We start from the raw sequence: 6,048 nt of genomic DNA on the forward strand, positions 1-6,048 counted from the left end.
TCAGAAGGCCCCGGCCGCGATGGTGAGCTGGGTTTGCAGCCGGGCGCCCGGTGCCTTGGCACCCGTGTCCTGGAAACTCATGCGCGTGTTGGACAGCCGGCCCAGTTTGGAGAGCTGTTCGGCCAGCGCCTCCGACTTGAGTTTGGCCGCTTCATAGCCGCCGCCGAGGGCGATGTTGAGGTCGACACGGAAGCTCGGTTCGCCGTTGCCCGGCATGCGCCGCACCGGCACCGCCGGCGTGAACATCACCGGCTCCGAGACGGGCTGCGACGGGGTTTGCGCGGTGGCGGCCTGGGCGCTTTGCACGTCCCCAGCCTTGGGGCCCTTGTTGCCCTTGCGCGCCACGTTCAGGGGCTGCCCGTCCTTCACCTTCACGCGGGCCTCGGCCAGGTCGTTGCGCTGGATGCTCAGTTTGAGCACCTGCGCGCCCTCGGGCACCTCCGCCAGCAGGGCCTTCAAAAAGTGATCGGCCCGCAGGTTGGCGCCCAGCGCGGTCTCGCGCCAGGCCGCCGAACGCAGCGCGGCCACGGCCTCGGCCGGTGGGCGCTGCTGCTGCAGGCCCTCGGCCTGGGCCGAGAGGGTGGTCAGCTCCAGCTGCAGCGCGGCCATCTGCTGGTCGGCCTGCGCGTGCCACCAGATGCCCAGGCCCAGGCAGGCCGCGCCGGCCACGCTGGCCAGCGCCCCCAGCGCCGGCGCCCACTGCCAGGCCAGCACACGCTGACGGTAGCCGTTGACGATCAGGCTTTGCTGGCGGTCGGCGAACGCGAGCCCGTACAGGTCGGGGTGGCTCAGCGGCTGCTCGGGCGGCACGCCCTTGAAGAGGGCGCCGAGCCGGGTGATCAGTTCGCGCGAGCCGTTGGTGGCCCAGTCTCCACTGGCTGCCCAGGGCCCGGGGCCGAGGCGGATGGTGTGGCCGTGGGCACCGGCGAATTCGGTGGGGGCGCTGGCCGACGCGGCGTCCAGCAGGGTTTTCCACTGGTCGGACGCGGTGTCAGGGCGGCTGGCGGGGAAGGGCTGCACGCGCTGCCACACCACGCGGCCGTCGCGCACCCCCAGGGTGCGCAGGCCGCCGTCGTGCCACCAGTGCACCAGCACCGGCCCGTCGGCCGCAGCGCCCACGAACGCCGCCACCGAGGCCTCGGCCGTGAGCAAATGGGTCAGCGGGCGTTCCTGGCTGGGCAACAAATCCTGGGCCAGCTCGGCATCGTCTTCGAGCATGGCGCACACGTCCACCTCGGCCTCGCCCTGGCGCAGGGAGAGCATGCGGCTGCGAAAGCGGAAGCGGTCGGTGAAGGCGCCGTTTTCGGCCAGCTGGCGCTGCACCAGCACCGGCACAAAGCGGCGGGACAGGGCGCGCACCCGCAGGCGCTCGGTGAGGTTGGCGGCCGAGTCCAGGCTCAGGCGCAGCGCGCGCCCGGGCAGGCCGCGCAGCTCGTCGGCCACGCCCTGGCCGTGCTGCAACACCTGGCGGCCGCTCAACACGGCGAAATGCGCCGGGTGCGTGCCGTAGACGGTGTCGGGGCGCGACATGGCGACGAGCAAGGTTTTCATGAAACGGGGGTTGGGTGGAACGAAACGGGAGATCAAACGGGGATCGGGAGATCGCCAGCCAGCCCCGCCGGCGATGGGGCTGGAAGGGCTGGTGGTGTGGGGCCAGGCCTGGAAGGGCCTAACCCCTCAGGGGCTCACCCGGTGGCCAGGGGCCACTGGGTGAGCAAACCGTCATCAGATCGAGCTAGCGCCACCGGCTTGCGATTCCGGCACGAGGTCGAAGAAGTAAACGACCGTGACCATGCTGTCGCGCATTTCGGCCGCGGCTGGGGATGCCGTGGCGCTGTCCCACTTGGTTGCGTAGGTGCCGTCGGTGGAGGTGCGGGTCAGCAGGCGCAGGCGCGAGCGGTCGGCACGGGCGTCCTGGCCGTTGATGGCGGTCGACAGACGACGCGCCATCCACTGCGGCACGTTGTGGATCACGATGGCGTTGTAGTCAGCTGGGTCAGCCGATTCACCGCCGCCGTCCGTGACCTTGCCCACGAACATGAAGTCTTCGTGCACCAGCTTGGCCAGCTTGACGTTGGGCGCGCTGTCGCTCACCACACCGGCGAGCTTGAGGTCGTTGAGCCAGACGTTGGCGTTGGTGGTGCTGGTCGTGACAGTGGCGAGGGGATCAGTGGCATCGCCGTTGAGGGCGCATCCATTTTCCTGTGCTGTTGCTTCAGCACCATCCAGCGGCTCGGTGGGCAGCAGCACGGAGTAGGAGTACTCGGCTGCACGCGAGGCGTTGGCGGTGTCACCGCGCAGGCTCACCGATGCCGCATTGGCGTCCGCCGCGTAGTCGATGATGCCGTCTGCGTTGCAGTCGCCCGGGAAGCGGCCCTTGGCCTGGTTGTAGCGCTGCAGCTGCATTTCGGCCAGCTTGATTTCGCCCACCAGTTTGGTGGCTTTGGCCTGGGCGACCAGTTCCTGGCCCGTGGTGACCGCTGCGAACAGCAGGCCCGCGATGACCATGGTCACCGACATTTCGACCAGCGTGAAGCCGCGTTGGCGACCGATGCCTTTGCGTTGGGTTTTCATGATGTCTTTCTGAGAAGGATTGAAGAAACTAACAAATGTCCGAAGGACACTGGCAGTTTATATTTTTAAACGGCAAAAACAACAATAACGTTAAAAAAGATAAACAAATTGACGTTTGCACGGTGGTTGATGTGGATCAAGGCGCCTTCAGAGGCCACAGCGTTGCAGGGCCTCGGGGCCTTTCAGCTCGACGTACCGGGCGTGGGCCTCGGGGTACAGGGTGGCAAAGCGTTGGGCGAGCGCCTGTGCCTCGGCGAGCCGCCCGGCTTCACACAGGGCGGCCAGCCGCACCCACAGCAGCAGGGTGTTGGGCCCCGAGCTGAGCAGCCGCTCGGTGGCGGCCAGCGTCTGCGGCACGCGCTCGGGCGTCATCGGGATCCGCTCCAGCAGGGCGCGGTCGGCGTAGTGGCGGAACAACATGGTGTCCTGCACGCTCAGGGCCAGCGCGGGATCGGGCAGCGACCGGCCCTGCCGGTCAAAGGCGGCGCTGACGCGGCCGTAGTCCACCAGGACCAGCACCGTGGCCAGCGCCAGGGCCGATGAGAGTGCGACTGCTGCCGCCGCCGTCGCAGGCCGGTGGTGGTCAGCCCGGTCGGGCCGGCTGGCCATGAGCAGGCCCAGCACAAAGGCCGTGGGGATGATGAAGGGCATGTACCACAGCGGGTACTCGGTCAGGCTGTGCAGGCCCACCGCCACCAGCACCAGCCAGGCCCAGCGCAGGGTGGTGAGCTGGTGGGGTTCCGGGTGGGCGCGCGCCAGCACCCAGGGCCGCAGGCGCCACAGCAGCCCCAGCACGGGCGCCAGCACCAGGGCACCGCCCAGCAGGCCGAACTCGGCCAGCACATGCAGCACCAGGTTGTGGGCGTTGAGCGCGTTCTCTTGCCCGAAGCGCACCGGCAGCTGCTCGAACCGGGCGCGGCCCAGTTCGCCCCAGCCCACCCCCCACAGCGGGTGTTTCAGGGCCAGTTGCCAGGTGTCGGCCCAGAGGGTGAGGCGCAGGCCCACGCCCTGCACGCCCCGCGTGGGCAGCGCCTGAATGTCGCCGCCCAGCAGCGGCACCAGGCCTTGCAGGGCCGTGTCCATGAGCCACAGCCAGAGCGGGCCCGCCACGAACACCGCCCATTCAAAGCGGCTCCAGCGCCGGGACCACAGCAGCAGGCAGATCGACACCGCCATCACCTCCAGGGCACCCGTGCGTGACCCGGACAACACCACGCCCGAGTAGGCGAACAGGGCCAGCACCGCCGTGACCGGGGTGGCATCGAGACCGCGCCGGTGCCGCCACCAGACGCTCAGCAGGCCGAGCACCGCAAAGGTGCCCAGGTGGTTCGGCTGGCGAAAGTTGCCAAAGGGGCGTGCGCTGGGGTTCAGGTTGACCAGCGGGTACAGGGTGCGCTCGATGTCGAAGAACTGCAGCCAGGCCGCCGCGACGTTGAAGACCATCGCGAGCACCGTCGCCGTGACCAGGGCTTCTGTGATGCGGGGTTGCACGCTGGCCTTGCGGCCCAGGCCCAGAAGAACGGCGGTGGCAACGGCCGCCGCGAGCAGCGCGACCTTGGACAGCCATTCGGTCGCCGGCCCCAGCCACGCCAGCGCCACCACCATGGCCAGCCAGGCCAGTGGCGCCCGCGGCACCGCTGGGCGCAACACCAGGCCCGCGAGGGCCACCACCAGCAGGCCCACCGTGAAGGGCGTCACGTTGACCGAGGGCCCCAGGGTCTTGGGCCAGCAGAACACGATCAGCAGGGGCAGGGTCCAGGCCCAGGTGACGGGCGAGAGCGTGCGTGAAGGCGGGTTGGAGCGATCCATGGCGGGAGGGGGGGCAATGGGCGCCACGGGTGCGGGCCGGGTCGGCGGGCTTCGGTACCGTTGGCCGAGAGGCCGCGGTTTTTTTAACTGGGTTATGCAATATTATGCTTTAAAGTATCAATAATATAAAAAAACATAAAAACGTTACTACGTGTAGAAAGTCACCAAAAGTGAACTTGTTTCTCGATTTTGCTGCGCCAGTGACCCGTCTGGCCGGACCGTTGGCGCGTGGGCTCGCGTCGGGCGCGTGGTGGGTGCTGGCGTTCGGCGCGGCAGAGGTGCAAGGCGCCACGATGTACCTGTGCCCCGGCAACCTGTTCACCAACGAGCTCGATGCCACCCGCGCACGCGCGCAATCCTGCCGGGCCGTGCAGGCCGATGGCCTGTCGCAGGCCGTGCTGACGCCGGTCTTGAAACCGGCGCTGCCGCCCCAGCCCGAGCCCGGGTCGAGGGCCCAGGCGCTGGCGCCCGCCCAGCCCCGGCTGCGCCCGCCCGCCTCCAGGGTGGCGCTGTCACGGGAGCGGTACCGGGCCGGTGGCGAACGCCCGGCCGCACCGGCACGGGCCACAGCGAGCCAGGTGGACACGGGCTTGCAGCGCGAGCGCGACCGCGACGCGGTGGCCATCCTGCAGACCGAACTGGCCCGCACCCTGGCCGCGCAGCAGGCGCTTGCCCGCGCCGGCGACACCGCCGCGGCAGGGCCCGAACTGAAGCGTTTGCGTGCCGACGAGCTGGCGCTGCGGCGCGAGCTGGACCGACACCAGCGCTGACCCCTGTTTTTTTGATTGGCCAACCCGAGACCCCTCCATGTCCTCCAAACCGTCCTCCGAAACCGCATCCCCCAACACGGGCCTGGCGGTGTTGCACCGTGAAACCCACCGCCACCTCCGGCTCAACCGCCGCAAGCCGGACTACCGCTTCGCCCGCAGCGCGGTCACGGTGGCCCTGAGCGCCACGGAAGCGCCCGCCGCCTGCATGGAATACCCCTGCGTGATGGCCCGCCAGCCCGACGGCGGCTGGGCCTTGCTCGCGGTGACCGGTCTGCAGAGCGGTCACAACCTGTATGTGGCGGACGACGGCGCCTGGCTGGGCAGCCACCTGCCCGCGACGCTGGCGACCTGGCCTTTCCGCCTGGTGCGTGAGGCGGGCGATCCGGGCCGCTTCCTGGTGGCGGTGCAACCCACCGAGCTGAGCGAAGCGGCGGGTGATCCGTTGTTCGATGCGACCGGCGCCGAAGCCCCCTGGTTGCTGGAGCGGCTGCGCCAGCTGGTGGACACCGACGCGGCGCTGAAAGAGACCTCCCGGCAGATCGCCGCGCTGGATGCCGCTGGCGTGTTGAGCGAGCGCAGCCTGCAGGCGGTGCTGGCCGACGGGCGCGACGTGGAACTCAACGGCTTCCTGGTGGTGGACGAGGCGAAGCTGATGGCCTTGCCCGAGAAAACGGTGCACGAGCTGCACACCCAGGGCATCTTGCCGCTGGCTTACCTGCACCTGCTCTCGCTGCGGCGCTTCCGCCCGCTGGTGCAGCGGGCCGGGCAGGGCGTGAACGCGCACACCGGTGCGGGCTCGGACGCATCCGCACCCGCCGACGCGACCCTGGCCGCCTGACCGGCACTGGGCCGGTGCCTGACCGGTTCATGGCTCTTTTTCCTGCATTTCCTGGAC

Annotated in this window: 5 protein-coding genes; 2 read left to right on the top strand and 3 right to left on the bottom strand. The window is 69.3% G+C overall.

Features of this window, described 5'->3' with window-relative positions:
• The 3 genes from IV088_RS07285 to IV088_RS07295 all read right to left on the bottom strand — a co-directional run bounded on the left by IV088_RS07285 (position 1) and on the right by IV088_RS07295 (position 4,383).
• Entirely contained in the window at positions 1-1,551 is a 1,551-nt protein-coding gene (locus tag IV088_RS07285; protein ID WP_291099813.1) for a hypothetical protein, read from the bottom strand.
• Between the two features lie 174 nt (positions 1,552-1,725).
• Entirely contained in the window at positions 1,726-2,574 is an 849-nt protein-coding gene (locus tag IV088_RS07290) for a type II secretion system protein (protein ID WP_291099816.1), read from the bottom strand.
• 147 nt (positions 2,575-2,721) lie between these two features.
• Positions 2,722-4,383 carry an O-antigen ligase family protein gene (locus IV088_RS07295; RefSeq protein ID WP_291099819.1) on the bottom strand — a complete coding sequence of 554 codons (1,662 nt, stop codon included), beginning with the start codon at positions 4,381-4,383 and terminating at the stop codon, positions 2,722-2,724.
• Between the two features lie 170 nt (positions 4,384-4,553).
• Here IV088_RS07295 and IV088_RS07300 point away from each other — a divergent pair, with 170 nt between their 5' ends.
• Together IV088_RS07300 and IV088_RS07305 are read left to right on the top strand one after the other, a co-directional pair.
• Complete coding sequence (locus IV088_RS07300) at positions 4,554-5,153, top strand: hypothetical protein (RefSeq protein ID WP_291099822.1); 600 nt, start codon at positions 4,554-4,556, stop codon at positions 5,151-5,153.
• 37 nt (positions 5,154-5,190) lie between these two features.
• Complete coding sequence (locus IV088_RS07305) at positions 5,191-5,991, top strand: SapC family protein (protein ID WP_291099824.1); 801 nt, start codon at positions 5,191-5,193, stop codon at positions 5,989-5,991.
• Positions 5,992-6,048 lie beyond the last annotated feature (57 nt).

It is taken from the genome of Hydrogenophaga sp. (assembly GCF_018780075.1).
Lineage (GTDB): Bacteria > Pseudomonadota > Gammaproteobacteria > Burkholderiales > Burkholderiaceae_C > Hydrogenophaga.

What these genes read in the sequence shown, in the direction of transcription:
- IV088_RS07285 (WP_291099813.1), bottom strand. Translation starts at nt 1,551, where the DNA reads ATGAAAACCTTGCTCGTCGCCATGTCGCGCCCCGACACCGTCTACGGC.
- IV088_RS07295 (WP_291099819.1), bottom strand. Translation starts at nt 4,383, where the DNA reads ATGGATCGCTCCAACCCGCCTTCACGCACGCTCTCGCCCGTCACCTGG.
- IV088_RS07290 (WP_291099816.1), bottom strand. Translation starts at nt 2,574, where the DNA reads ATGAAAACCCAACGCAAAGGCATCGGTCGCCAACGCGGCTTCACGCTG.
- IV088_RS07305 (WP_291099824.1), top strand. Translation starts at nt 5,191, where the DNA reads ATGTCCTCCAAACCGTCCTCCGAAACCGCATCCCCCAACACGGGCCTG.